Annotated in this window: 23 protein-coding genes; 16 read left to right on the forward strand and 7 right to left on the reverse strand. The window is 62.6% G+C overall.

Annotated elements, in window-relative coordinates; genetic code table 11:
- Positions 1 to 178: 178 nt before the first annotated feature.
- From tpx to ACQZ2L_RS08890, 4 genes are all read right to left on the reverse strand, one after another.
- On the reverse strand, positions 179 to 679 hold the full coding sequence (tpx, locus tag ACQZ2L_RS08875) for a thiol peroxidase (protein WP_101319724.1): 501 nt from the start codon (positions 677 to 679) through the stop codon (positions 179 to 181).
- A gap of 166 nt (positions 680 to 845) precedes the next feature.
- Positions 846 to 2,138 (reverse strand): serine/threonine transporter, encoded by a 1,293-nt coding sequence (locus ACQZ2L_RS08880; RefSeq protein ID WP_430325696.1) that lies wholly within the window; start codon positions 2,136 to 2,138, stop codon positions 846 to 848.
- Between the two features lie 216 nt (positions 2,139 to 2,354).
- A complete protein-coding gene (locus tag ACQZ2L_RS08885) occupies positions 2,355 to 3,551 on the reverse strand; it encodes an aromatic amino acid transaminase (RefSeq protein WP_101319728.1) in 1,197 nt (398 codons plus the stop codon).
- 142 nt (positions 3,552 to 3,693) lie between these two features.
- On the reverse strand, positions 3,694 to 4,719 hold the full coding sequence (locus ACQZ2L_RS08890; RefSeq protein WP_430325697.1) for an Ldh family oxidoreductase: 1,026 nt from the start codon (positions 4,717 to 4,719) through the stop codon (positions 3,694 to 3,696).
- Between the two features lie 144 nt (positions 4,720 to 4,863).
- Between ACQZ2L_RS08890 and ACQZ2L_RS08895 the strand changes: the two genes are divergently transcribed.
- From ACQZ2L_RS08895 to ACQZ2L_RS08945, 11 genes are all read left to right on the forward strand, one after another.
- On the forward strand, positions 4,864 to 5,736 hold the full coding sequence (locus ACQZ2L_RS08895) for a MurR/RpiR family transcriptional regulator (protein WP_430325698.1): 873 nt from the start codon (positions 4,864 to 4,866) through the stop codon (positions 5,734 to 5,736).
- 25 nt (positions 5,737 to 5,761) lie between these two features.
- Positions 5,762 to 6,514, forward strand: a complete 753-nt coding sequence (locus ACQZ2L_RS08900) for a transporter substrate-binding domain-containing protein (protein ID WP_103437493.1) — start codon at positions 5,762 to 5,764, stop codon at positions 6,512 to 6,514.
- Between the two features lie 80 nt (positions 6,515 to 6,594).
- A complete protein-coding gene (locus ACQZ2L_RS08905; RefSeq protein ID WP_430325699.1) occupies positions 6,595 to 7,314 on the forward strand; it encodes an ABC transporter permease in 720 nt (239 codons plus the stop codon).
- Complete coding sequence (locus tag ACQZ2L_RS08910; protein ID WP_430325700.1) at positions 7,311 to 8,021, forward strand: ABC transporter permease; 711 nt, start codon at positions 7,311 to 7,313, stop codon at positions 8,019 to 8,021. The genes ACQZ2L_RS08905 and ACQZ2L_RS08910 overlap by 4 nt, the downstream gene beginning before the upstream one ends.
- 16 nt (positions 8,022 to 8,037) lie before the next feature.
- Complete coding sequence (locus ACQZ2L_RS08915) at positions 8,038 to 9,282, forward strand: FAD-dependent oxidoreductase (protein ID WP_430325701.1); 1,245 nt, start codon at positions 8,038 to 8,040, stop codon at positions 9,280 to 9,282.
- A 20-nt stretch (positions 9,283 to 9,302) separates the two neighbouring features.
- Positions 9,303 to 10,085, forward strand: a complete 783-nt coding sequence (locus ACQZ2L_RS08920; RefSeq protein WP_430325702.1) for an amino acid ABC transporter ATP-binding protein — start codon at positions 9,303 to 9,305, stop codon at positions 10,083 to 10,085.
- A 310-nt stretch (positions 10,086 to 10,395) separates the two neighbouring features.
- Positions 10,396 to 11,208 (forward strand): gamma-glutamyl-gamma-aminobutyrate hydrolase family protein, encoded by an 813-nt coding sequence (locus ACQZ2L_RS08925; protein WP_430325703.1) that lies wholly within the window; start codon positions 10,396 to 10,398, stop codon positions 11,206 to 11,208.
- A 534-nt stretch (positions 11,209 to 11,742) separates the two neighbouring features.
- Entirely contained in the window at positions 11,743 to 12,654 is a 912-nt protein-coding gene (gene kdgD / locus ACQZ2L_RS08930; RefSeq protein ID WP_430325704.1) for a 5-dehydro-4-deoxyglucarate dehydratase, read from the forward strand.
- A 98-nt stretch (positions 12,655 to 12,752) separates the two neighbouring features.
- A complete protein-coding gene (locus ACQZ2L_RS08935) occupies positions 12,753 to 14,120 on the forward strand; it encodes an MFS transporter (RefSeq protein WP_103437500.1) in 1,368 nt (455 codons plus the stop codon).
- 78 nt (positions 14,121 to 14,198) lie between these two features.
- Positions 14,199 to 15,752: a galactarate dehydratase gene (gene garD / locus ACQZ2L_RS08940; protein ID WP_430325705.1), complete on the forward strand. Its 1,554-nt coding sequence runs from the start codon at positions 14,199 to 14,201 to the stop codon at positions 15,750 to 15,752.
- An 85-nt stretch (positions 15,753 to 15,837) separates the two neighbouring features.
- Complete coding sequence (locus ACQZ2L_RS08945; protein ID WP_430325706.1) at positions 15,838 to 17,418, forward strand: aldehyde dehydrogenase (NADP(+)); 1,581 nt, start codon at positions 15,838 to 15,840, stop codon at positions 17,416 to 17,418.
- 133 nt (positions 17,419 to 17,551) lie between these two features.
- Here the strand turns inward: ACQZ2L_RS08945 and ACQZ2L_RS08950 are convergent, their stop codons facing one another.
- Positions 17,552 to 18,301, reverse strand: a complete 750-nt coding sequence (locus tag ACQZ2L_RS08950) for a FadR/GntR family transcriptional regulator (protein WP_314872784.1) — start codon at positions 18,299 to 18,301, stop codon at positions 17,552 to 17,554.
- Positions 18,302 to 18,505: 204 nt separating this feature from the next.
- Here ACQZ2L_RS08950 and ACQZ2L_RS08955 point away from each other — a divergent pair, with 204 nt between their 5' ends.
- On the forward strand, positions 18,506 to 18,835 hold the full coding sequence (locus ACQZ2L_RS08955) for a hypothetical protein (protein ID WP_430325707.1): 330 nt from the start codon (positions 18,506 to 18,508) through the stop codon (positions 18,833 to 18,835).
- A gap of 42 nt (positions 18,836 to 18,877) precedes the next feature.
- On the opposite strand, the gene ACQZ2L_RS08960 is transcribed toward ACQZ2L_RS08955, so the two are convergent.
- Together ACQZ2L_RS08960 and ACQZ2L_RS08965 are read right to left on the reverse strand one after the other, a co-directional pair.
- On the reverse strand, positions 18,878 to 19,804 hold the full coding sequence (locus ACQZ2L_RS08960; protein WP_430325708.1) for a LysR family transcriptional regulator: 927 nt from the start codon (positions 19,802 to 19,804) through the stop codon (positions 18,878 to 18,880).
- Between the two features lie 20 nt (positions 19,805 to 19,824).
- Complete coding sequence (locus ACQZ2L_RS08965; protein ID WP_430325709.1) at positions 19,825 to 20,799, reverse strand: quinone oxidoreductase family protein; 975 nt, start codon at positions 20,797 to 20,799, stop codon at positions 19,825 to 19,827.
- Positions 20,800 to 21,006: 207 nt separating this feature from the next.
- On the opposite strand from ACQZ2L_RS08965, the gene ACQZ2L_RS08970 reads away from it, so the two are divergent.
- The 4 genes from ACQZ2L_RS08970 to ACQZ2L_RS08985 form a co-directional block, all read left to right on the forward strand.
- Positions 21,007 to 21,888 carry a DMT family transporter gene (locus ACQZ2L_RS08970; protein ID WP_430325710.1) on the forward strand — a complete coding sequence of 294 codons (882 nt, stop codon included), beginning with the start codon at positions 21,007 to 21,009 and terminating at the stop codon, positions 21,886 to 21,888.
- Between the two features lie 199 nt (positions 21,889 to 22,087).
- Complete coding sequence (locus ACQZ2L_RS08975) at positions 22,088 to 24,271, forward strand: type VI secretion system Vgr family protein (RefSeq protein WP_430325711.1); 2,184 nt, start codon at positions 22,088 to 22,090, stop codon at positions 24,269 to 24,271.
- Positions 24,268 to 25,155 (forward strand): DUF4123 domain-containing protein, encoded by an 888-nt coding sequence (locus tag ACQZ2L_RS08980; RefSeq protein ID WP_430325712.1) that lies wholly within the window; start codon positions 24,268 to 24,270, stop codon positions 25,153 to 25,155. The genes ACQZ2L_RS08975 and ACQZ2L_RS08980 overlap by 4 nt, the downstream gene beginning before the upstream one ends.
- A 10-nt stretch (positions 25,156 to 25,165) precedes the next feature.
- Positions 25,166 to 25,471 (forward strand): toxin VasX (locus ACQZ2L_RS08985; protein ID WP_430325713.1); only part of this gene is annotated, 306 nt, incomplete at its 3' end.

A 25,471-nucleotide genomic window follows, 5' to 3' on the forward strand; every position in this document is an offset into this window, starting at 1 on the left:
TGGGAGGGTGAACGATAAGCATTGATGCCGGTTTAGCAAAGCAGCTTTACAGGGCATTTACCTTGGACTGACGTTGCTAACGCAATGAACTTTAAATGAAAACGGCCTGGAGCAGGGTCCAGGCCGTTTCAGGGTATTGCTTGTAGCGTGCATGGACCGCAGAGCGGCCCCGCTGGGCTTACTTCAAGACAGCCAGGACCGCCTCGTAGTTCGGCTCTTCGGCGATCTCGCCAACCAGCTCGCTGTGCAGCACTTTGTCGTTCTCGTCGATGACGACAACAGCGCGCGCCGCCAGGCCAGCCAGCGGGCCGTCAGCAATGGCTACGCCGTAGTTTTCGAGAAATTCGCGGCCACGCAGGGTCGACAGGTTCTGGACGTTTTCCAGGCCTTCGGCACCGCAGAAGCGCGCTTGAGCAAACGGCAGGTCAGCCGATACGCACAGCACAACGGTGTTGTTCAGCTCGTTGGCCTGGGCGTTGAACTTGCGCACGGAGGTCGCGCAGGTTGGCGTGTCGACGCTTGGGAAGATGTTCAGCACTTTGCGCTTGCCGGCGTAGTCTTGCAGCGACTTGTCAGCCAGGCCATCACCAACCAGCGAGAACGCAGGTGCCTGAGCGCCAGCTTGCGGGAGGTTGCCTTTGACCTGAACCGGGTTGCCTTTGAGGGTCACTTGAGCCATGAGCGGAATCCTTATGCGGTGTTTGAAAAGGACACCGAGTTAAGCATGAAGCGCCGCGCAAGCCTATGGGTAGCGATGAAATTGTTCTACTGCCGGGGGATTTGTGTGAACAAAAAAATGCCCGGAGCGCAGCTGGCGGTCCGGGCATCTTCTTATAAAGCAGGCATCACCAGCCGAGCACGCTGCCGGCCAGTGAGTAGACTACCGAGCTGATCGCAACCAGGCCTACGAACACCACGAACAGGTTGGACATCGCCCCGCTGTACTTGCGCATCGACGGCACCTTGCGGATGGCGTACATCGGCATCAGGAACAGCAGCGCGGCAATGATCGGCCCGCCGAACGATTCGATCATGCCCAGGATGCTCGGATTGAGCGTGGCGACGATCCAGCACACCACCAGCATCAGCGCGGCGACCATACGGTCCAGCGCCTTGGCCCCAGGGCGCAGGCCAGTCTTGCCGATAATGCCTTTGAGGCCTTCGCTGGCACCGATGTAGTGGCCCAGGAACGACTTGGCAATGGCTATAAAGGCAATCAGCGGTGCGGCAAAGGCGATGGTCGGGTTGCTGAAGTGGTTGGCCAGGTACGACAGGATCGACAGGTTCTGCGCCTTGGCTTCGGCCAGCTGAGCGCTGTCCAGGGTCAGCACGCAGCTAAAGACGAAGAACAGCACCATTGCCACCATCAACAGGTGCGCACGCGACAGGATCTGCCCGCTGCGCTCGTCGGCGTGCTCGCCGTAACGGCGTTTCTGGTCGACGGCAAAGGCGGAAATGATCGGCGAGTGGTTGAACGAGAACACCATCACCGGGATTGCCAGCCATACGGTATGCAGGAACGCAGAGCCGGTTGGCACCTGCATCGCGGTATCGAGAATACCGCCACTCCAGTGCGGCACCAGGTACAGCGCCAGCAAGGCCAGGGCGACAATGAACGGGTACACCAGCAGGCTCATGACCTTGACCGTGGCCTGTTCACCGCAACGCACGATCGCCAGCAGGCCGAGGATCAGGCCAAACGACAGCAGCACCCGCGGTGGCGGGGTCATGTGCAGTTGATGCTCCATGAAGCTGCTGACGGTGTTGGTCAGGGCCACGCTGTAGATCAGCAGGATCGGAAAGATCGCGAAGAAGTACAGCACCGTGATCAGCGCGCCGGCCTTGAGGCCGAAATGCTCCTCGACCACCTCGGTGATGTCGCCGCCACGCCCGGACAGCACGAAGCGGGTCAGGCCGCGGTGGGCGTAGTAGGTCATCGGGAACGCCAGCGCGGCGAGGATCAGCAGCGGCCAGAAACCGCCCAGGCCAGCGTTGATCGGCAGAAACAGGGTGCCGGCGCCAATCGCGGTGCCAAACAGGCCGAGCATCCAGGTGGTGTCTTGTCGTGCCCAGCTGCCGAGGGTGGCGCTGGTGGTTTGTTCGAAGCGTTGTTCAACGCTTGAGGCCTGCTCATTCATCCGGGTGCAACTCCACTCGCAAGACTGCAACAGGCTGAGCGTGGCGAAACACAAGGCTCGCGCACCTCAACCGAAAAAGAGGGGCGCGATTGTGCACTGAAAGGTGGCGCTTGCGAAGCCCTGTCCGAGCGGCGGTTGCACTTGTCATGACAACCCAGGGGCAACCGGGTGTTGCCAGTCTGGGTAAAAGGGGCCGATTGCTGGCCCCTGCCCTGCTTAGCGCTGGACTGCGGCGAACGCCTCGGCAACCTGGCGCAGGTTGCTTGGACGCAGACCGGACATGCACACCCGACCGCTGTCGATCAGGTAAACGCCGAACTCGTCACGCAGACGGCGGACCTGCTCGACGCTGAAGCCGGTGTAGCTGAACATGCCGCGCTGTTCGAGGAAGAACGTGAAGTCCTGCCCTGGCAGCAGCTCGCCAAGCAGATCGACCAGGCCTTGGCGCATCTCGAGGATACGCAGGCGCATCACTTCGACTTCTGCTGCCCACTGTGCATTGAGGCTGGCATCGCCAAGCACGCCGGCAACCAGTTGCGCACCGAATGCGGGTGGGCTGGAGTAGTTGCGGCGCACGGTTGCCTTGAGCTGGCCAAGCACGCTTTGAGTGCTGGCTTGATCGTCGCACACCACCGACAGCCCGCCAACGCGCTCGCCGTACAGCGAGAAGATCTTCGAGAACGAGTTGCTGACCAGGCACGGCACGCCGGCACGGGCCATTTCGCGGATGGCGTAGGCATCCTGCTCCAGGCCTTCGCCGAAGCCCTGGTAGGCGATGTCGAGGAACGGGATCAGCTCGCGTGCCTTGACCACTTCGACAACCTGCTGCCACTGGTTCTGGTCCAGATCGACACCGGTCGGGTTGTGGCAGCATGGGTGCAGCAGCACCACGCTGTTGGCGGGCAGGGTCTGCAACGCAGCCAGCATGCCGGCGAAGTCGACGCCACGGGTAGTGGTGTCGAAGTACGGGTAGGTATTCACCTTGAAACCCGCGCCTTCGAAGATGGCGCGATGGTTGTCCCAGGTCGGATTGCTGACCCAGACTTCGGACTGCGGGAAGTAGCGCTTGAGGAAGTCGGCGCCGACTTTCAACGCGCCCGAGCCACCCACGGTCTGCACGGTAGCCACACGGCCTCCGGTCACTGCCGGGTGGTCGTTACCAAACAGCAGCGCCTGGATTGCCTGACGATAGCTGGCCAGACCTTCCATTGGCAGGTACAGCGAAGCCTCGTGAGGCTGGTTGGCCAGGCGTTTTTCAACCTCGGCCACTGCCGCCAACTGCGGCACGATGCCGGCAGCGTCGTAGTACAGGCCGATGCTCAGGTTGACCTTGGCCGCACGCGGGTCGGCCTTGAAGGTTTCCATCAACGAGAGGATCGGATCGCCGGCATAGGCATCGACATGTTTGAACACAGCGCACAGCTCCTTGAATCAGCACAGTTCGGAAAAGCTTTAGCGAGGATACCCGGAGTCGGGGCAGAGAAACATCACCTTGCTGCAACGGGTCTGTGCAAGGTTGCACAGCCCGGGTACTGCTACCGGTGCAACAAGACGATCAGCCGAGCAATTGGCGCAGGCCCTGTAGCTCGGTTTCGCTCACTGCGACGCCTTCGCGCTCGGCCGTGGCGCGCTCACCATAGCGCCGCTCGCCGGGCATGCGTGACAGGCCGGCCGCCTGCATCTGCTCCAGCAAATGGCGGCTGCGCTGGGCAAAACGCTCGCCCTCGGCCTTGCTCGGGTCAATGACGATCAACAGTTGCCCGGTCCATGGCGTCTTCGCCCCCGGATGCGCCGACCAGTCGAACTCCCAGGAGAAGTTACCGCCGGTCAGCGCCGCCGCGAGCAACTCGACCATCATCGACAGCGCAGAGCCCTTGTGGTCGCCAAACGGCAACAGCGCACCGCCGTCGAGGATTGCCTGCGGGTCGGTGGTCGGCTGGCCGCTGGCGTCTACGCCCATACCCAGCGGCAGTTGCCGCCCCTCGCGTGCAGCGATCTGGATATCACCATGGGCCATGGCGCTGGTGGCCATGTCGAACACGATCGGATCGTGCTCGGCGCAGGGCGCGGCAAAGGCAATCGGGTTGGTGCCGAACAGCGGCTGGCGAGCACCGTGCGGGACTACACAGGTCATGCTGTTGACCACACTCAAGGCCACCAGCCCCTCATCGGCAAACGGTTCGACGTCCGGCCACAGCGCGGCGAAGTGGTGCGAGTTATGAATTGCCAACACCGCGATCCCGGCACTGCGCGCCTTTGCCAGCAGCAACGGCCGCGCTGCCGCCAGCGCGGGCTGAGCGAAACCACCGCCGGCATCTACGCGCACGTAGCCAGAGGCTACGTCGGTCACCTCGGGCAGCGCCTTGCCGTTAACCCAGCCACTGGCCAGCGTCGATACGTAGCCCGGAATACGGAACACGCCATGGCTATGGGCGCCGTCGCGCTGCGCACTGGCGCAATTGAAAGCCAGCGCTGCCGCCACCGGCTCGCTGCAACCGTGCTGTTCAAGGATCGCCTGCAATAACGTCTGCAGTTCGGCAAAGGGCATGCGCACGGTACCGCTGGTGGAGGATGCAGACATCTGGAGCTCCTTGTTGAAATTGTTTGGCTCGGAGTGTGCCACGGGTGAAAACTGTCGGCCACATGACAGCTATCTGTCAATTGTTGACTTGATGACAGAAAACATTCATTTTCTATTCCACGCCCTACCCGACCGGAGTCCGACATGAGCCAAACGATCAAGCAACGCCTGGAGAACAGCCTGCACGGCGCAGCTGCCTCAGGCCGCACGATCGCCAGCTACATGCTCGGCAACCTGCATGAAGTACCGTTCCAGACCTCCGCCAGCATCGCGGAAAAGCTCGGCGTCAGCGAATCCAGCGTAGGCCGCTTCTGCCGCTCGCTCGGCTACGCCCATCTCAAGGCGCTCAAACAGGACCTGCAGAACGACCTCGGCGATGGCCCGTGGCTGGTCGGTGACCGCTTGCAGGAGTACCGCCAGCAGCACGACGACAGCCAGAGCGCCGGCAGCCTGGAGCTGGAAATCGCCGCGCTGGTGCGCGTCCACGAGTACAGCCGTAGCGAGGCCTGGCACCGGGTTGCTCAGCGCCTGGCGCAGCGGCCACGGGTGTTTGTCGCAGGGTTTCAGACCGAACGCGGCGTCGCCCAGTGCATGACCCATTTGCTGCACTACCTGCGCGATGGCGTACAGGCTGTGGATGGCAGCGCCGGGCACTTTGGCGACGTGCTGCTGACCCGCCCCGAACACTGCGCACTGGTGGTGTTCGAGGCACGCCGCTATTCGCGCCATGCCCTGCTGCTGTGCCAGAAGGCACGCCAGGCAGGCATCCCGGTCACCCTGGTGACCGACACCTTCTGTGACTGGGCAGATGCCAACGCCGATGAGGTGTTCCGCATCCCCACCGAATTCAATCTGTTCTGGGAATCCACCTCGGCGATGCTGTCGTGGGTGCACCTGATGGTCAACGAGGTCTGCAAGAAGCTCGGGCCGGATGTTGAAAAACGCTTGGAAGCGACTGCCGCTCTACATAACGAGTTCGTCGGCTACACCTCGTGGCCCGCGGACAAACAACAATAGCAAGAGTGCAACCCAGAGGTACGAGATGAACAAGACCATGGCTATGGTGGGCGCGTGTGCCCTGCTGCTGGCGAGTGCGGCCAGCGCTGAGACCCTGCGTTTCGCCACAGAGGGCGCTTATCCGCCCTTCAACTATGTCGATGCCGATAACAAGCTGCATGGCTTTGACATCGACATCACCCACGCCCTGTGCGAGCAGATGAAAGTCGAGTGCACCCTGGTGGCGCAAGACTGGGAAGGCATCATTCCGGCACTCATGGCGAAAAAGTACGACGCCGTAGTCGCCTCGATGATCGACACCGAAGAGCGGCGCAAGAAGATCGCCTTCACCGACCACTACTACCGCACACCACTGTCCGTGGCGGTCGCCAAGGACAGCCCGATCACCGATGCCCAGACCGACTTCAAGGGCTACACGGTCGGCGCCCAGTCGTCCTCGACCCAGGCTATCTATGCCGAGGACGTGTACGGCCCGGCCGGCGCCAACGTCAAGCTCTACCCGACCATGGATGAGGCCAATGCCGACCTGGCTGCCGGGCGCCTGGACGGCGTCATCGCCGACAAGTTTCCGCTGCTCGACTGGCAGCAGAAAAACGGCAAGGACTGCTGCAAGGTGCTTGGTGACGTCAACCAGACCAAGGCCAATGCAGCGATTGCCGTGCGCAAGGACGATCAGCAGCTGCGCGAGCGGCTGAACAAGGCGCTGAGCGAGATTGTCGCCAACGGCACCTATCAGAAGATCGCCAGCAAGTACTTTGCCTTCGACATCTATAACTGATCGGTCAGCGCAAGGCAGGCTTCGCGCCGTGGGCGCCCTGCCTTGCGCGCCGCCAAGCTCACCTGGCTGGGGAAGCACCCATGCTCGATCAATTGTCTTTGTTGTCTTTTGCCAGCGGTGGCTGGGGCCCGGCGTTGCTGGCCGGCGCGCTGGTCACGGTGTCACTGGCGCTGGCCTGCCTGCCGATCGGTTTGCCGCTGGGCCTGCTGGTGGCAATGGCCGCGCGCTCACGCAAACGCCTGCCGCGGGCCTGGGCTACCACCTTTTCTACGGTGTTTCGCGGCCTGCCTGAGCTGCTTACGCTGCTGATCATTTATTACGGCTGCCAGATCGCGGCACAAAAGCTGCTGGCGGCGCTGGGCTATGACGGTGAGGTACTGATCAATACTTTCCTGGCCGCGATGATTGCCTTCAGCCTGGTGTTTGCTGCGTTCTCCAGCGAAATCTGGCTGGCGGCGTTCAAGACCCTGCCCAAGGGCCAGCTCGAAGCCTGCTCGGCACTGGGACTGAGTAAACGTACCGGGTTTTTCAAGGTGGTACTGCCGCAACTGACCCGGATCGCCCTGCCCGGCCTGTCCAACAACTGGCTGTCGCTGCTCAAGGACACCTCGTTGGTCTCGACCATCTCGCTGGTCGACCTGATGCGCCAGACCAACCTCGCCGTCAGCGTGACCAAGGAGCCGATGTTCTTCTATGGCGTCGCCTGCCTCGGCTATCTGCTGTTCTCGGCGTTGTCAGGGCGGGTTTTTGCCTTCATCGAACGGCGCTATAGCCGGCACCTGCAAGGAGCGCGGGCATGAGCTTCGAACAATTACTGGCGCTGGTGGTCGACCCCGACCTGCTGCAGCGCTACGGGCCGCGCTTCATCGATGGCCTGCTGGTGACTGCCAAGCTGGTGGCGATTTCGTTCACCCTCGGCGCCGTGCTTGGCCTGCTGCTGGCGCTGGCGCGGATCTCCAACAAGACCGTGCTCAATCGAATGGCGGCTGGCTATATCTACTTCTTCCGCGGTTCACCACTGCTGGCGCAGCTGTTTCTGCTGTATTACGGCCTCGGCTCGTTCAAGAGCTTTTGGCAGGACGTGGGGCTGTGGTGGTTCTTCCGTGAGGCCTGGTACTGCGCGCTGCTGGCATTCACCCTGAACACCGCTGCCTATCAGGCCGAGATCTTCCGCGGCAGCCTGCTGGCAATCGCCCCAGGACAGTTCGAGGCCGCCCGCGCACTCAACCTCAGGCGCTCGACCACATTCTTCAAGGTGGTCATGCCGCAATCGCTGCTAGTCGCCATCGGCCCGCTGGGCAATGAGCTGATCCTGATGATCAAGGCCAGCGCAATTGCCTCGCTGGTCACCCTCTACGACCTGATGGGCGTGACCAAACTGGCGTTTTCGCGCAGCTTCGACTTCCAGATCTACCTGTGGGCCGCCGTGCTCTACCTGCTGATCGTGGAAGTCGTCCGGCGCACCCTGAAATACCTGGAAGGCCGCCTCGGTCGCCACCTGAACTGACCCAAGGATACGCTCCATGCATTGCCAAACCATTGTTCTGGGCGCCGGGATCGTCGGTGTCAGTACCGCGTTGCAGTTGCAAGCGCGCGGCCGCCAGGTCGTTTTGATCGACCGTGACCAGCCGGGCAGCGGCACCAGCCATGGCAACGCCGGCCTGATCGAACGCTCCAGCGTCATCCCCTATGCCTTTCCGCGTAACGTCGGCGCGTTGCTGCGCTATGGCCTGAACCGCCAGCCGGATGTGCGCTACAGCCTGTTGCACCTGCCCAAGGCGGCGCCCTGGCTGCTGCGTTACTGGCTTCAGTCAGCACCCGGCCGACTGGCCAGCGCCGCCGCCGATATGCTGCCGCTGGTGCAGCGCAGCGTCGAGGAACACGACGCGCTGATTGCCGCTGCCGGGCTGAGCGAACTGGTCCAGGCCAAAGGCTGGATCGAAGTGTTCCGCGACCCAAGGCTGTTCGCTCAGGCCAAGGAGGATGTAATAAGCCTGGCGCGCTATGGCCTGCAGTACGAAATCCTCGAACGTGACCAACTGCAGGCCCGCGAGCAGCAACTGGACGGCGGCGTAGTTGGCGGCATTCACTGGCTCGACCCGAAAACCGTGCGCAACCCAGGCGGCCTGACCCGTGGCTATGCCGCGCTGTTCGTCCAGCGTGGCGGGCAGTTCCTCCATGGTGATGCACGCAGCCTGCGCCAGCTTGACGGTCAGTGGCAGGTGCAGAGCCAGCGTGGCCCGGTCACGGCCGATGAAGTCGTGGTCTGCCTCGGACCGCAATCGGCCGAGCTGTTCGGCCCGCTGGGCTATCGGTTTCCACTGGGTATCAAGCGCGGCTATCACATGCACTATGGCACCCGCGGCGACGCGCAACTGCAGCACTCGATCTGCGATACCCAGGGTGGTTATGTGCTGGCGCCGATGGCGCAGGGCATCCGCCTGACCACCGGCATCGAGTTTGCCGCCAGCGACGCCCCGGCCAACGAGATCCAGTTGCAGCGCTGCGAAGCCCTTGCTCGCCGGCTGTTCCCTGCCCTCGGCGAACGCCTCGACGAGCAGCCCTGGCTGGGCCTGCGTCCCTGCCTGCCGGACATGCGCCCGATAATCGGCCCCGCGCCACGGCACAAGGGCCTGTGGTTCAACTTTGGCCACGCCCATCACGGCCTGACCCTGGGCCCGGTGACCGGCCGCCTGCTCGCTGAAATGATGACCGGCGAGCAGCCGTTCACCGACCCTGCGCCTTACCGCGCGGCACGCTTTGACTAAACCAGCGGGAGAACAACAACATGACCGCACCTTTGAGCCTTGCCAGCCTTGCCCCTGAAGCCGACAGCCGCCCAGTGCTGATCGACATAGAAGGCTTGAACAAGCACTACGGCGCCTTCCACGTGCTGCGCGATATCAACCTGCAGGTGCGCGAAGGCGAGCGTATCGTCCTCTGCGGCCCTTCCGGATCGGGCAAATCAACCTTGATCCGCTGCATCAACCGCCTGGAGATCGCCGAGCAAGGCAGCGTTCATGTAGACGGCATCGACCTGGCCAAGCCCTCACGCCAGGCCGCGCAGGTGCGCAGCGAAATCGGCATGGTGTTCCAGCACTTCAACTTGTTCCCGCACATGAGCGTGCTCGACAATTGCCTGCTGGCCCCAACCAGCGTGCGCGGGCTGTCGCGCAAGGACGCCGAAGAGCGAGCGCGGATGTACCTGAGCAAGGTCGGCATCGAAAGCCAAGCCGACAAATACCCCAGCCAGCTCTCCGGCGGCCAGCAGCAGCGCGTGGCGATTGCCCGTGCCCTGTGCATGAAGCCGCGGATCATGCTGTTCGATGAGCCAACCTCGGCGCTCGATCCGGAGATGGTCGCCGAGGTTCTCGATGTATTGGTGAAGCTTGCCGGTACCGGCATGACCATGCTCTGCGTCACCCATGAAATGGGTTTTGCCCGCCAGGTGGCAGAGCGGGTGCTGTTCCTTGAGGGTGGCCAGATCATCGAAGACAGCCCGCCACAGACGTTTTTTGGGCAACCCAAAACGGCCAGGGCCCAGGCATTTCTCAAGCAGATCCTGCACTGATACGCCGCAGCGCAAGGGCTGGATCATTGCAGCGCTGCAATGATCCAACTGCGTCGTTAATTACATTTACCAAAACCCCTGCCAAACCCTTGCCAGCCAAGGCTCCGCCTCCCGCAAGCGCCCTGAAACCGGCGTTAAAGCGCTCACGCCTCGTTTGACATATCGAACGGCTCTGGCAAGCTAGAGACAAGCCCCGACCGGCATCGTCTCCTTCAGCGAGCCGGCAGTGCTCGGGGCTCCAGGCCGCACACAAGGCCCAGGCCGTGCGCCTGCACAATATCGACAGGAAGCACCTGTCCCAAGGTGACATATGTCCAACAGCAACATTGGCAACAAGCAAACTTCCCTGCGCAAACCTGTCGTCCTGATGACCATGGGCAGCCAAGAGCGCAAAGGCCATGACTATCAGGTCATGACCCACAAATACATTACCCCGCTGGTCGACTTCGCCGACTGCCTGCCTGTGCTGGTTCCGACCTGCTGCGGCACCGATGACCTCGAGCGTTATCTGGATATGGCCGACGGCGTCTACCTGACCGGTGCTGGCAGCAACATCGACCCGGCCCTGTACGGCCAGGAGAACGAGACGCCAGGCAAAGGCCAGGACAAGAACCGCGACCTGTTCGACATTCCGCTGGTCAAGCTGGCCCTGGCCCGCGGCCTGCCGATTTTCGGCATCTGCCGCGGCATGCAGGAAATCAACGTCGCGCTGGGCGGCGATATCTACCAGAAGGTGTACGCCGAGCCGGGCTTCAATGATCACCGGGAAAACCCCGAGGATCCGGTTGAGGTGCAGTACCAAGCTGTGCACAGCGTCACCATCAAGCCAGGCAGCTGGCTGCGGGATGCCCTGGGCACTGACCAGATCCGGGTCAACTCGTTGCATGGCCAAGGCCTGCGCAACCTGGGTGAGGGCCTTGAGCCGATCGCCCAGGCTGAAGACGGCTTGGTCGAGGCCATCCATGGCCCAAGCATTTCGCCCTTCCTGTTCGCGGTGCAGTGGCACCCGGAGTGGCAAGCGGCGAAAAACCCTGACTCGATCAAGATTTTCGAGGCGTTTGGCGATGCTTGCCGCGCCCAGTTCCGCAAGTCCCAGGCCAGCAAGCGCAACCAGGCTGCCTGACTCCCTGCTTCGTTAGTTTGATCGCGGGGCGGCGCAAGGCCGCCCCCGCTTCCCCGGTCACCCTCTGCTGGTCCCAGAACACCTCCCGTGGAAGCGGGTGGCGGGCTTGTGCCTGTCCCCGCGGTCCTTTTTTTGCCACCTAGGCAGAGATAGGATGACTGGCGCTCGTCATCTGCCCCTCTTCATGATTTTCGTATTTCTCTTGAATTCGAAATTCTTGGGGGCGCTCTGCGCCCCTTTCGCGACACAAGGCCGCTCCTACAGACAGCGCGCACCCGCGACCTACGCCGTCCCTGTAGGAGCGGCCTTGTGTCGCGAAAGGGCTGCAAGGCAGCCCCGGCATCCTCCAGCAACTCAGTCTCAGAGACGAAAGGTTGCCCCCCAGGGCGAGCGCCTCACGAGCCCCCACTATCCAACCCGAAACCTATCCAACAAAAAATCTTCCCCCAAGGACTAGCCATCGATGCAGTTGTACGATAACTTACCTCTCAGATTGATTCACCACCCCAAAAGCGCCACAGGAAACCAACAACAATGAATCCACTAGAGCTGCAGTCCATCCTCTCCCACGGTCTGCTGTCGTTCCCGGTAACCGACTTCAATGCCCAGGGCGACTTCAATCAGGCGGGCTACATCAAGCGCCTGGAATGGCTTGCCCCCTATGGCGCTACTGCCCTGTTCGCCGCCGGCGGCACCGGTGAGTTCTTCTCCCTGGCTGCCAGCGAATACAGCCAGGTGATCAAGACTGCAGTCGACACTTGCGAGCATTCGGTGCCAATTCTGGCCGGCGTCGGTGGTTCTACCCGCCAGGCCATCGAGTACGCCCAGGAAGCCGAGCGCCTGGGTGCCAAAGGCCTGCTGCTGCTGCCGCACTACCTGACCGAAGCCAGCCAGGACGGTGTTGCCGATCACGTCGAAGCGGTGTGCAAATCGGTCAAGATTGGTGTGGTGGTCTACAACCGTAACGTCTGCCGCCTGACCGCGCCGCTGCTCGAGCGCCTGGCCGAGCGCTGCCCGAACCTGATCGGTTACAAGGATGGCCTGGGCGATATCGAGCTGATGGTGTCGATCCGCCGCCGCCTGGGCGATCGCTTCAGCTACCTCGGCGGCCTGCCGACCGCCGAAGTGTATGCAGCTGCCTACAAGGCACTGGGTGTACCGGTGTACTCCTCGGCGGTGTTCAACTTCGTACCGAAGACCGCGATGGACTTCTACCACGCCATTGCCCGCGAAGACCATGCCACCGTCGGCAAGCTGATCGACGACTTCTTCCTGCCGTACCTGGACATCCGTAACCGCAAAGCCGGCTACGCCGTGAGTATCGTCAAGGCTGGCGCCAAGATCGCCGGTTACGACGCAGGCCTAGTGCGTTCGCCGCTGACCGACCTGACCGGCGAAGAGTATGAAATGCTCGCCGCCCTGATGGACAAGATGGGCCCGCAATAAGCGACCCGCGGCCTGCCAATGCCGCAACCGGAGCGAGGCCACGCCCGCTCCGGATTTATCGATCCCCGCACAAAAATAACTAGTGGGAGTACGCCTTCATGCAAGCGACGAAAAAAACGCATGTACGTTATCTGATCTTGTTCATGCTCTTCGTCGTGACCACGATCAACTATGCAGACCGAGCGACCATTTCGATCGCCGGCTCCAGTCTGCAGAAAGATTTAGGGATAGACGCGGTCACCCTCGGTTACATCTTCTCGGCCTTCGGCTGGGCCTACGTGCTCGGGCAAATCCCCGGCGGCTGGCTGCTCGACCGCTTCGGCTCGAAGAAGGTCTACGCCTTCAGTATCTTCACCTGGTCGCTGTTCACTGTGCTGCAGGGCTTTGTCGGCTACCTGCCGGTGGCCAACGCGATCATCGCCCTGTTCATGCTGCGCTTCATGGTCGGTTTTGCCGAGGCACCGTCGTTCCCCGGTAACGCGCGCATCGTGGCGGCCTGGTTCCCAACCGCTGAACGCGGTACCGCATCGGCGATCTTCAACTCGGCGCAGTACTTTGCCACCGTGCTGTTCGCGCCGCTGATGGGCTGGATCGTCCACGCCTGGGGCTGGGAACACGTGTTCGTGGTCATGGGTGTGCTGGGTATCGCCTTCTCGGCGGCCTGGATGAAGTTGATCTACAACCCCAAAGAACACCCAATGATCAGTGCCGAAGAACTCGACCATATCGAGCGCAACGGCGGCCTGGTCGACATGGACAAACCCAAGGCCGCTGGCGCCAGCGGGCCGAAGTGGGCCTACATCAAACAACTGCTCAGCAGTCGCATGATGGTCGGTATCTACCTTGGCCAGTACTGCATCAACGGCATCACCTACTTCTTCCTGACCTGGTTCCCGGTGTATCTGGTGCAGGAACGCGGCATGTCGATCCTCAAGGCGGGCATCATTGCTTCGCTGCCAGCGATCTGCGGCTTCGTCGGCGGTGTATTGGGTGGCGTATTGTCTGATGGCCTGCTGCGTCGTGGTCATTCACTGACCTTCGCTCGCAAGGCGCCGATCGTGGTCGGCCTGTTGCTCTCCACCAGCATGGTCATCTGCAACTACGTCGACGCCGAGTGGATGGTGGTGGCGATCATGGCCTTGGCGTTCTTCGGCAAGGGTCTTGGTGCGTTGGGCTGGGCGGTGGTATCGGATACCTCGCCCAAGCAGATCGCCGGGTTGTCCGGAGGCATGTTCAACACCTTCGGCAACATCGCCTCGATCACCACGCCAATCATCATCGGCTACATCATCAGCGCCACCGGCTCGTTCAAGTGGGCACTGGTGTATGTCGGTGCCAACGCCCTGATCGCGGTGCTGAGCTACCTGGTGATCGTCGGCCCGATCAAGCGTATCGAGCTGCGCGACGTGCCCAATGATGAACCAGCCCAGCCGGCCAGCAGCGAACTGGCCAGCTCGCGCCACTGAGTGATTGCGCCTGCACCTGTTGAAGTGGGTGCAGGCGTCTCGAACAAAGCCTGAGATAACTACAAGAAGGGCCTGAACATGCAGCTGATCGAAACTTCCGACTCGCCCCGCTACGTGCGCCTGCACGAAGATGACAACGTAGTGGTGGTGGTCAACGACGGTGGCCTGGGCGAAGGCGCCCGCTTTGCCGACGGCCTGACCCTGGTTGAAGCAGTGCCACAAAGCCACAAGGTCGCCACGCTGGATATCGCCGAAGGCGAGCCAGTACGGCGTTACGGGCAGATCATCGGCTATGCCCTGGAACCGCTGCGCAAAGGCAGCTGGGTGCAGGAAAGCCAGCTGTCGATGCCGGCCGCACCCGAACTCGACAGCCTGCCGCGCTGTGACGCCGTCCCTGCTCCTCTGCCGCCGCTGGAGGGTTTTACCTTTGAAGGATTCCGCAACGCCGATGGCACCGTCGGTACGCGCAATATTCTTGGTATCACCACCACGGTGCAGTGCGTGGCCGGCGTGCTCGACCATGCGGTCAAGCGCATCCGCAGCGAGTTGCTGCCCAAATACCCCAATGTCGATGACGTGGTGGCGCTGACTCACAGCTATGGCTGCGGTGTGGCGATCAACGCCCGCGATGCCTACATCCCGATCCGCACCGTGCGCAACCTGGCGCGTAATCCGAACCTGGGCGGCGAAGCCCTGGTCATCAGCCTGGGCTGCGAGAAACTGCAGGCCGGCCAGGTCATGCATGAAAACGACCCCTCGGTGGATCTCAGCGACCCGTGGCTGTACCGCCTGCAGGACGCCAGCCTCGGTTTTGTCGAAATGATCGAACAGATCATGGCCCTGGCCGAAGCACGCTTGATCAAGCTCGACCAACGCCGCCGCGAGACCGTGCCGGCCGCCGAGCTGATCCTGGGCATGCAATGCGGCGGTAGCGATGCCTTCTCCGGCATCACCGCCAACCCCGCGCTGGGTTATGCCGCTGACCTGCTGGTGCGCGCCGGTGCCACCGTGCTGTTCTCGGAAGTCACCGAGGTACGCGATGCCATCTATATGCTCACCTCGCGCGCTGAAACGCCGGCAGTTGCCGATGCGCTGGTGCGCGAGATGGACTGGTACGACCGTTATCTGGAGCAAGGCGCGGCCGACCGCAGCGCCAATACCACTCCGGGCAACAAGAAAGGTGGCCTGTCGAATATCGTCGAGAAGTCGCTGGGCTCGATCGTCAAATCCGGCAGCGGCGCCATTCAAGGGGTGGTTGGCCCGGGTGAACGGGTCGAGCGCAAGGGTCTGATCTTCTGCGCAACCCCTGCCAGCGACTTCGTCTGCGGCACCCTGCAACTGGCGGCGGGGATGAACCTGCACGTGTTCACCACCGGCCGCGGCACGCCGTACGGGCTGGCCATGGCGCCGGTGGTCAAGGTGTGTACCCGCACCGAGCTGGCCCAGCGCTGGCCAGACCTGATCGACATCGACGCCGGGCGCATCGCTACCGGCCGCTCGAGCATCGAAGAGCTGGGCTGGGAGCTGTTCCACTACTACCTGGACGTGGCCAGCGGCCGCAAGCAGACCTGGGCCGAACAGCACCGCCTGCACAACGACATCACCCTGTTCAACCCGGCACCGATCACCTGATCGCTTTGCCCGCTGCCGCCGCGCTTGCAGCGTGGGCCGCAGCGGGATCTGTCCTATCCATTGTGTACTTCAACAGGAGCAAGACATGCCTGAGATTCTCGGCCACAACTTCATCAATGGCCAGCGCAGCGCCGCTGGCAGCCAACGCCTGCAGAGCCTGGACGCCACCACTGGCGAAGCGCTGCCGTACAGCTTCGTGCAGGCCACCGAAACCGAAGTGGACCAGGCCGCCCGCGCAGCTGGCGCAGCATTCGTTGAATTCCGCCAGCTGGCACCCGCCCGCCGCGCCGAGTTCCTCGAAGCCATCGCCGCCGAGCTGGATGAACTGGACGACGCCTTTGTCGCCATCGTCTGCCGCGAGACTGCCCTGCCCGCTGCGCGCATCCAGGGCGAGCGTGGCCGCACCAGCGGCCAGATGCGTCTATTTGCACAGGTGCTGCGCCGTGGCGACTACCTCGGTGCGCGCATCGATCTGGCCCTGCCTGATCGTCAACCATTGCCGCGGGTTGATCTGCGCCAGATGCGCATTGGCGTAGGCCCGGTCGCAGTGTTTGGTGCGAGCAACTTCCCGCTGGCCTTCTCCACCGCTGGCGGCGACACCGCTGCAGCGCTGGCCGCCGGCTGCCCGGTGGTGTTCAAGGCGCATAGCGGCCACATGGCCACGGCCGACCTGGTCGGTTGCGCGATCATCCGCGCCGCCGAGCGCACTGGCATGCCCAAAGGCGTGTTCAACATGGTCTTCGGTGGCGGCGTCGGGGAGTGGCTGGTCAAGCACCCGGCAATCCAGGCGGTCGGCTTCACCGGCTCGCTCAAAGGCGGTGATGCACTGTGCCGGATGGCCGCAGAGCGTGCGCAACCGATCCCGGTATTTGCCGAGATGTCGAGCATCAACCCGGTGATCGTCCTGCCGGGTGCGCTGGCCAAGCGTGGCGAGGCCATCGCCCGCGAGCTGGCAGGCTCGGTGTGCATGGGCGCGGGGCAGTTCTGCACCAACCCGGGCATGGTCATCGGACTGCGTTCCGCCGAGTTCAGCACCTTGCTAGCCAATGTTGGCCAGGCGCTGGACGCTCAGGCAGGGCAGACCATGCTCAACGCCGGCGGCCTGCGCAGCTACGTCAGCGGCCTTGAGCACCTGCAGGCACATGCCGGCATCGAGCATCTGGCGGGCCAGGCGCAGGAAGGTTCACAGGCGCGTGCGCAGCTGTTCAAAGCGGACGCCAGCCTGCTGGTGAATGCCGACCCACTGCTGCAGGAAGAGGTGTTTGGCCCAGCCACCGTGGCGGTCGAGGTGCAGGACAACGAGCAGCTGCGGGCAGCCCTGCAAGGCCTGCGTGGCCAGTTGACCGCGACCCTGATCGGCGAGGCGGAAGACTTCGAGGCGTATGCCTGGTTGGTGCCGCTGCTGGAAGAGAAAGTTGGCCGGATCCTGATCAACGGTTATCCGACTGGCGTTGAGGTCTGCGATGCGATGGTCCACGGCGGGCCGTATCCGGCAACTTCGGATGCGCGCGGTACTTCGGTGGGGACCTTGGCGATCGATCGCTTCCTGCGGCCGGTGTGCTACCAGAACTACCCGCAGGCGTTGCTGCCTGAGGCGCTCAAGGATGGTAATCCGCTGGGATTGCGTCGGTTGGTGAATGGGCAGTGGAGTGACGGCTCGCTTTAAGCTTTTGGGGCCGCTGCGCGGCCCTATCGCGACACAAGGCCGCTCCTACAGTCGACCGCGTACCTCTGGCGGACGCGGTCGACTGTAGGAGCGGCCTTGTGTCGCGATAGGGCTGCAAAGCAGCCCCAAAAATCTACACCCCTTGCGCCTCAGCAGCCTCATGCGCCTGACGCAGCCGCTCACGGCTGTTGGACAGATGCATGCGCATCGCCATCTTCGCCCCTTCGCTATCGCCCCGCGCAATCGCCTCGTAGATCGCCTCGTGCTCATGGCGCAGACGGCTCATGTAATGCGCCTGGTCATCCTGGGCAATACGCGCCGAATTGAGCCGCGTGCGCGGGATGATGCTGGTGCCAAGGTGATTGATGATGTCGGCAAAATAGTGATTGCCGCTGGCCTGGGCGATCCGCAGGTGGAACTGGAAGTCTGCCGATACCGCATCGGACGCATGCGCAGCGCCTTCGTTGATCTCATCCAGCGCCGCACGCATCCCGCTCAACTGCTCGTCGGTGCGTCGCTGCGCCGCCAGCCCGGCAGATTCGATCTCCAGGGCAATGCGCAGCTCGAGCACAGCGAGCACTTCACGCAGGGTAACCACGGTGGCGGGATCAATGCGGAAGCCACTGCCAGGCGAGGCCTCGAGCACGAACGTGCCGATACCGTGACGTGTCTCGACCTGCCCGGCAGCCTGCAACCGCGAGATAGCCTCACGCACCACGGTGCGGCTGACGCCTTCCTCAGCCATGATCTGCGACTCGGTCGGCAGCTTGTCGCCGCGCTTGAGCTGACCACTGCGGATGCGTTCGGTCAGCACCGTGACCAATTCCTGGGCCAGACTGCGCGGCTTGCGCCGGGTCCTTGCCTGTACCTGCTGCTCTGTCATGCCCTGTAGTTCACCTTGAGAGACAGGCACCATGATAGCGCAAGCAGTTGTACGATCACATACGCAGACTGCGGTTTTTATTGATACTTTGGCACTGCCTGTTTTGCGCCTCGGCGCCCGTACCGAATAGCGGCAAATTGCTGGCCCCCAAACCTCGAAAGCGAGGGCAAACTTCGTTCTCCTTCAGAAGCTTAGGACAGCATCATGCGGGTATTTCTAGGAACCATGGCCGGCTGCCTGCTGGCGACCTTCGCTATCACAGTCCAGGCCAAAGCCTTGAGCCAGAACGATCGCAACGTGTGTAGCTGGGGGTCGCAGATTGCCGCCGAGGCGCAGCAGGCCAAGCTTTCCGGGGTAAACGTGTACGCCACGCGCAAGCGCCTGCAAGCGCGCAAGTTCGCCAAGCCGTGGATGCGCATGACCGCCTTCGGGATCACGGAGCAGACCTACAACAGCCGCTCTCGGCTCAAGCCTGCGGCCATCAAGAAAACCTATTACGACCAATGCGTGCAGCACGCAATCGCCAAGCGATAGCATTATAAATCAGTGGCTTACAAGAACTTAATAATCAATATTCTAGGTCTTGATTCGCCACGGTGGTCCTGATTGGAATGAGCGTTGCAGCCAGTCCTTGAGTGCGCCGACGGCTGCAGTGTGCAATCGCGCCGAGGGCCGTACCAGGTAGATTCCGGCCGTGACATCCAGTTGCCAGTCCGGCAGCACGCGTACCAGCCTGCCGGCGGCCAGATCCTCGATCATCAACCAGTCGCCGCCAGCGATAACGCCGACACCCCGACGGGCCGCCTCCAGCAAGGCTTCATTGTCATTGCTGCGCAGTGAGCCCGAGACCTTGACGCTGACATGCTGCGCACCGGCCGTAAGGTTCCACTCAGGAAACGAGCGCAAGCCACTGAAACCCAGGCAGTTATGCTCTGCCAGGTCAGCAGGGATTTGAAGCGTGGGATGTTTGGCCAGGTACTCCGGCGATGCGCAGAGGATGCGCAGATGATCGCAGAGCTTTTTTGCCACCAACCGGCTGTCTGCCAGCTCACCGATACGGATCGCCGCGTCAAAACCCTCAGCCACCAGATCGACGAACCGGTCTGAGTACTCGACCTCCATCGTTACCTGCGGATGCGCAAGGACGAAGTCGGCCAGCAGCCCACTCAGCCAGCGCCTGCCCATGGCCGCCGGCAGCGCCAGCCGTAGACGACCCCGCACGGTTGCGGCGCCCTCAGCCGCTTCCTGCTCGGCCTCATCGATCAAGCGGCTGGCCTGGCGCAGCCGCTGCACCAGTCGCTCGCCCTCATCGGTGAAACGCAACTGGCGGGTAGTGCGTTCGACCAGGCGAATCCCCAGGCGCTGCTCGAGCGCACTCAAACGCCGCGACAGCACCGACGGGTGGCGGTCAAGCTGGCGCCCGGCAGCGGCAAATGAACCTTGCTCGTGCAAGGCCAGCAAGCTTGCCAGTTCATCGGCGCGGCGGCTGTCGAAGGCGTCCATGGGCAGGTTCTCAAGCGGGGTCAAGGGATCAGTATCAGCGCTCCCTCGGAACGGCCCTGCTCCAGGTCCGTATGAGCCTGAGCAACATCAGCCAGCGGGTAGCGGCGCCAGATACGCGGCTGGATGATACCTTGGCTGACAGCCTCCAGCACGTCAGCCGCGCGCTGCTGATATTCCTCGGCCGTCTGGGTATGGGCCGCCAGCGACGGGCGAGTCAGGTACAGCGAGCCCTTGGCATTGAGCGTGCTCACTTCGATGGGCGCAGGGGCACCCGAGGTCGCGCCGAACGACACCAGGAGGCCGCGCGGGCGCAGGCTGTCCAGGGAGGCCTGCAGCGACACTTTACCGATGCTGTCGTATACCACGTCCACGCCCTGCCCCGCAGTCAGTTCCTTGACCTGAGCGGCCAAGGTCGCCGCATCAAATACCAGGACGTGCGCGCAGCCTGCCTCCTGTGCGCGACCGACACTTTCAGGCCGGGACACCACACCGATCACCGTCGCGCCGAGGTGCCGGGCCCACGCCACCAGCAGCTGGCCCACCGCGCCACCGGCACCGTAGACCAACAGCTGAGTGCCGGGACTTACTGGATAGGTAGTCTTGATCAAGTACTGCGCGGTGATGCCCTTGAACAACACTGCGGCGGCCTGGTCATCACTGACCGAGGCCGGCAGCTTGACCAGCCGCTCGGCCGGGTACAAGCGGCCACTGGCGTAGCTGCCAATCGGCCCGGTGGCATAGGCAACCCGATCGCCAACCTGCAGCTTGGCGACGCCCTCGCCCACGGCCGTTACCCGCCCTGCACCCTCCAGCCCCAAGCCACTTGGCAGCGCCAGCGGCGCAGCGCCTCTGCGTTGCAGCAGGTCGAGCGGGTTGACGCCGATGGCAGTCTGTTCAAGCCAGACCTGACCCGGACCTGGCTGCTGCGGTTGCACAGTCTCCAGTTGCAGTACATCTGTGCTGCCGGTGTCAGTCAGAACGATTCGCGCGGACATGGCCAATTTCCCGAGTTGGTGGAATGTCCCTGCAGATTAGATAGCCATCTGGAATCGATCAATCAGACTTCACGCAGATGATTCGTGCACACCCTGAAGCAATACATCTCGAAAGTAGCGTTGCGATCCCACTCAAGCCCGGCAAGACTACGTACACGACCACCCGACGCAGGCTTGCTCGCCAAGCTGTTCAGGCCCCTGTTGCTTATGCACGACAAGACCACGCTCAGCGCGCCGGTAACCCACCGATCGCTGCTGCTGCCCATTCTTTTGAGTTTGCTGGCATTTGCCGCCAACTCGGTATTCTGCCGTCTGGCCCTGCGCGACGGCGCCATCGATGCCACCGCCTTCACGGCGATCCGGCTCGGTAGTGGCGCGGTAGTGCTCGCCGCATTGGCGTATTGCACTCGGCGGCCTCGCAATCCGGCAGGCAGCTGGGCCGGAGGGCTTGCCCTGTTCGCCTATGCCTGGCTGTTTTCGCTCGCCTACCTGCAACTGAGTGCAGGCACCGGCGCGCTGATTCTGTTCGGGGCAGTACAGATGAGCATGTTCGCTTTCGGCATATGTCGAGGCGAACCGCTGCAGCGCAAGGTGCTGCTAGGGATGTTGATTGCCTTCGCCGGGCTCCTTGCATTGCTGCTGCCCGGCACCGACGCCCCGCCGCTTGCCAGCGCGTTGGTCATGCTTACCGCAGGCATTGCCTGGGGCGCGTATTCACTGCTGGGCAAAGGGTCAGCCGACCCGCTGGCAGCCACTGCAGGCAATTTCCTGCGCAGCCTGCCGCTGGTGCTTGTCGCCCTTGCGGCAATGGCACTGAGCGGCGCATCGCTGCGCTGGAGTGGCGAAGGCGTGCTGTATGCGCTCGGGTCCGGCGTGCTGGCCTCAGGTGCCGGTTACAGTCTCTGGTATAGCGTGGTCAAACGCATCAGCTCGCAGCAGGCGGCGACCATGCAGTTGAGTGTGCCGGTGCTGGCTGCGCTTGGTGGGGTGTTGTTGCTGGGCGAGCCACTGACCTGGCGCTTCGGGCTGAGTTCGCTGGTGGTGCTCGGTGGGGTTGCGTTGGCGTTGCTGCCGGCGCGGCGGGGCTAGGCAGCCAGCCGGGTAGCCTTTCACCCTCGATAGCGAATTTTCCTACGTCCTTATCAGAACCCGGATAGGTCCCTCAAAAGCCCTACCCCGGTATGGTTGGCAGGCAATCAAAGCCGTGAAAAAAGCGGCCCGCCCCCAGCCCCGTCGGCAAATCATCGGCCCTATCGGCGACGCTTGCAGACGCTGAAAAGGACGTCCCATGCCCAGCCAATCCGACCTGAGCTTCTGCTTCGCGCCTCTGGCCAGCCGCACGCCGTTCGAAGTGGTGTCATTCACCCTCGAAGAAACCCTCAGCACGCCTTTCAAGCTCACGCTGGAGCTGATCTGCTACCGAGCTGATGTAGATTTCGCCGAGCTGATTGACAAGCCAGCGCTGTTCACCATTTGCCGCGACCAGCAGCCAGTGCGCTACGTGCATGGTTTAATCAGCAGCCTCAGCCAGGGCGAAAGCGGTTTCTATCGCACCCGCTATCAAGCCGTAGTCGAACCACAACTGGCACGCGCACGCCTGCGCTCCAACTGGCGAATCTTCCAGCAGCAGAGCCCAGCACAGATCCTCGAGGTCATGTTCAAGCGCCAAGGCCTGACCCAGACTGAATTCAGCACAACGTGCGACCACCAGGTCCGCGAGTTTTGCGTGCAAGCCGGCGAGACCGACCTCGACTTCATTGCACGTCTGGCTGCGGAAGAAGGCTACATCTACAGCTTTGACCACAGTGCTACTGCTCACACCCTGCGCGTTACCGACCGGGTGATGAGCCTCGGGCAGATCAACAGAAGCGTCATCAAGCCCGCAGGCGATCTGCGCAGCTATGCCGAGGACGGCACTGCCGATCCGCTCAGCGTGCTGTATCACTCCAACAGTGGCGGCGATCCCGCCGGCCCTTGCCTGCGCAGGCTTCGCTATAGCGAGCAGGTGGCAACCACTCACCAGCAGCAACGCGACTACACCTTCCTGCGGCCAGCCTACCGCCAACAACACGGCGTGGTTGCCAGCCAGTGGAAGCTGCCCTGCACCAAGTACGAACGCTTCGACTATCCCGGCCGCTATAACCTCGATGTGGTTGGTAAGCCGTTTACCCAGACGCGGCTGACCGCGCGCCGCCATGCGGTGCGCCTGGCTGAAGTCGAAGGCGACGATGTTCGTCTGCAACCTGGGCTGAGCTTCAATCTGATCGATCATCCCCGCGAAGACCTCAACGCTCACTGGCGGGTGATCAGCGTGCGTCATGTCGGCAGCCAGTTCACCAGCCTGCAGGAAGAGGCAGCGGATGCCGACCAGGGCACACATTATGTCCAGCATGCGGTGCTGGTACCGGGGCGCACCGATTGGAAGCCCGCATTGTTGGCCAGGCCGCGGATTGACGGGCCGCACATGGCGACAGTGGTCGGGCCGCCCGAAGAAGAGATTTATTGCGACCAGTGGGGCCGGGTCAAAGTCAGCTTTCCGTGGGACCGAGAAAGCAGGGACAACCAGTTCAGCTCGTGCTGGATCCGCGTCGCCCAGGGCTGGGCAGGCGGCAGTTGGGGGTCGATGGCCATACCGCGGATCGGCCAGGAAGTGATCGTTCAATACGTCAATTCCGATCCCGATCAGCCATTGATTACCGGTCGCACCTACTGCGCCAATCAGCTGCCGCCCTATGATTTGCCGCAGCACAAGACCCGTATGACCATCAAAAGTCAGACCCACAAAGGGCAAGGCTTCAATGAGCTGCGCTTCGAGGACGAACTGGACCGCCAAGAGGTGTTCATTCACGCCCAGAAAGATCAGAACAACGTGGTCCGGCACAACGAAACCACCCAGGTCGGCAATGATCGCGCCGAGCAAGTCGAGCGTGATGAAACTCTCAACGTCGGCCATGACCGCACAGAGTCGATAGGCAATGATGAAAAGGTCTCGATTGGCCAGGATCGTCAGCATCAGATTGGTCGCGATGACGTGCTCGAAATCGGCCGCCACCACAGCATCACGATCGCTCAGGACCGCACCGAGCAGGTCGGCAACCACCGCCGCGACACCACAACTGCCAACCACACCGTCGACATCGGCGGGCACCTCGAACAACAGGTCGCTGGCCACGTCGACCTGAAAGTCGGCCAAGCGATTCGCTACCAGACCCAGGACTTCGAGATCGAGGTCGCTGGCAGCTTCTCGATCAAATCGCCGGGCGGCACGTTACGCCTGGATGCCTCCGGGATAACCCTCGACGGTGTTGCGCTCAATTTCAAAGGGCCTATCGGTCAAGCACCTGAGGGGAGTTCCTACGCCTTCAGCATCAGCGGCAAGCCTGAGCCGGGTGAGCCTGTCTGCCTGAGCTGCCTGCTCAAAGCTATTCAAGAGGGGCGCAGTGTTGTCCGCCTCGAAGGAGCCAAAGCATGACCACACCGGCCACAAAACTTGGAAACGAGATCATCGATGTACTGCGCAACCCACGTTACCGCCTGACAGGCATCGTCGAGATAAGCCGCTTGAGCGAGCGAAATCGCAGCGAACTGCTACGCCTCATCAAGGAATATGCGTTGCCATTACTTCAGCAGCCCGAATTCGCCAACCTGCAGGCACTTGGGCCGCGGTTGATCACGCCAGCGCCCCACTATGGCCTGGACGGTCAGTGGAGCAACTACTGGGACGTCGAACACTACGGCAAAGAGGGCATCTGCGCGTGGGTCGTCAGTGCGATGCCGCCGCCAGAATTGCTCGTGCACCTGAGCCAGGCCAATCGCACGGTCGCGCCTGATGGCGATAGCTACCTGCTGCGTTGGCACATCGCACGCAGCCTCCAGGTTCTGCATGCACGGCGCGACTTGCCGGCGGTACGCGAGTGGCTCGCGCCTATCCATAAAATATGGCTACCGGTACCTGACCCAGGTCGCGAGCGCTGGGTATGCCTCAAGGGAGAGGATCGCGCGCCGACCAGCCAAGGCGACACCTTCGAGCTGGACTCGGCCTGCTGGCAGGCGCTGACCGGCGACCCGCTGGAATACACCTTGGCCGACGCCATCGGCACCGCGATGGCAGCTGCAGGCATGACCGGCAAATGCCACATGATTCGCCTAGGCATTGCTCGCGCGCATTTGAGTGCAGCTCGCAAAGCTGGCCTGAGCCGCCAGCACGACCTGATCAGCTACGTGACCATGACGGCCCTCAACGGCGATGCGCTGGCTGAGTCGGCCGCATGGACGCAGGCCGTTGCCGAAGCAAGCGAGCTCAAACGCCCGCTGGCAGAGGCCCTGCAAGCCCCCCTCTTCTGCCAGCCTCGATAAGGACGCCACCATGATCAGCATGGACAAGCTCTTCGCTATTAATCGGGCTGCCTGCGAAGCCCTCAGCGTACCGCTAGCCGCAGGCCCAGCGGTCAGCTGTACCCGCAGCTTCACCATTCTGCCGCTGCGCTACGCCGCCGTCGGCGGCAACTCCGGCTTGCGCGAGCGCCTGCCGCAATTGCCAGACAACCTGCATCACGCGCATCAGGCTGGCGCCCTGACTCAGGCTGCGTACGCAATAAGGCCACTGCGTGAAGGATTTCTTTACGTCATGGAAGATCGCCGCATCGGCAACCAATTTTTATTTCTTGACCCC

Source organism: Pseudomonas shirazensis (assembly GCF_050496565.1).
GTDB classification, from domain to species: Bacteria; Pseudomonadota; Gammaproteobacteria; order Pseudomonadales; family Pseudomonadaceae; genus Aquipseudomonas; species Aquipseudomonas shirazensis_A.